General features: G+C 38.0%; 2 protein-coding genes. Both read left to right on the forward strand.

Going from position 1 to position 1538, the window contains the following annotated elements; genetic code table 11:
- Positions 1 to 201: hypothetical protein (locus AC5JMK_RS11785; protein WP_495910155.1), on the forward strand; the 201-nt coding region annotated here is incomplete at its 5' end.
- Positions 202 to 355: 154 nt separating this feature from the next.
- Positions 356 to 1285 (forward strand): cobalamin-binding protein, encoded by a 930-nt coding sequence (locus AC5JMK_RS11790; protein ID WP_495910156.1) that lies wholly within the window; start codon positions 356 to 358, stop codon positions 1283 to 1285.
- The last annotated feature ends 253 nt before the right edge of the window (positions 1286 to 1538 follow it).

Below are 1538 nucleotides of genomic sequence, written 5' to 3' on the forward strand. Positions count from 1 at the left end.
CAAGAAACTTCAGGGTTGAAACAAGAAACTTCAGGGTTGAAACAAGAAACTTCAGAGTTGAAACCAGAAACTTCAGAGTTGAAACCAGAAACTTCAGAGTTGAAACCAGAAACTTCAGAGTTGAAACCAGAAACTTCAGGGTTGAAACAAGAAACTTCGAGAGCAGGACTTGAAACTCTAAACAAGATCCCCGACTTTTGATAAAAGTCGGGGATCTCAAGAGCTTATACCATTTCACCTAGCTTTGAAAAATTGTGATTCTCCATCTGTTTGTGTGTCCCACCCACAGGCAGATACGAAGCTTTTGCCATTTTGAGACAATTAGGCCATATGCAACTATTGTCGGGATAAAGCGATGAGCAATAGCAACTTGAGAATTATCTCCCTAATTCCCAGTGGAACTGAGATTCTAGCCATACTGGGTTTAACTGATGCTCTTGTTGGGCGATCGCATGAGTGTGACTACCCTCCCGAAATCCAAGATCGTCCTATATGTACTCAACCTAGACTCAAGACAAATGTCTCTAGCGGTGAAATCAATGAGGAAATTAATAAATTAATACAATCCGCTCTCAGTATATATGAAATCAAAACGGATATTTTAGAGCGGCTACAACCCACCCATATTGTCACCCAAGATCAATGTGATGTCTGTGCTGTGAGTTTATCAGAAGTAGAAAAAGCCGTAGCTGAATTAACTCAAGTAACACCAAAAATTATTTCCTTACAACCTAATTTTCTGAAGGATGTTTGGGCTGATATTGAACGAGTAGCTAACATTTTCCAAGTAGATGCGCTCAAGGTGCTAGAAAATTTAGAAGCTCGTGTGAAAATAGTTGTCCAAAAAACAAAAGGACTTTCCCAAACAGAAAAGTTGCCTAAAGTAGCTTGTATTGAGTGGACTAATCCTTTAATGGTTGCTGGTAATTGGATTCCTGAATTAGTTACTTTTGCAGGTGGAGAGCCTTTATTTAGCATTACGGGTCACGCTGCAACACAATTAAAATGGGAAAATTTGATTGAGAGCAATCCAGATATAATTATTTTTATGCCTTGTGGATTTGATTTAAATCGCACTCGCCAGGATGCGGAGTTGTTGACTAAACGTCCTGAGTGGCAGAATTTACATGCTAATCAAACTGGTAGAGTCTACATAACTGATGGCAATTCTTACTTCAATCGTCCAGGTCCAAGATTAGTAGATTCATTAGAAATGCTGGCAGAAATTTTGCATCCAGAAATCTTTCTATATGGTTATAAAGGTAAAAGTTGGGATAATATTTGAAAATAGAAATTATCAAATAATCTCTAATTTTCTTAATCTAAATGATCTGAATAAAATAACCCGCACAAGCGGGTTTAGTCTGTGTAGCCACGTGAGGTGAACATCGCCAGGGTTGATTATATAATTTTTAGCTAATAAATATAAGTAAGTAGGTCAAATTAAATATAAAACCTCACCCTCAATCCCTCTCCTTACTAAGGCTACGGTGTACACACAAGTCTGAAGTTACTCAAGAATCTGGGGGTTTTACTTC

The organism is Pelatocladus sp., from assembly GCF_059505505.1.

Bases quoted from the DNA above. Each gene is read 5' to 3' on its own strand.
- AC5JMK_RS11790 (WP_495910156.1), top strand. From the start codon at position 356: ATGAGCAATAGCAACTTGAGAATTATCTCCCTAATTCCCAGTGGAACT.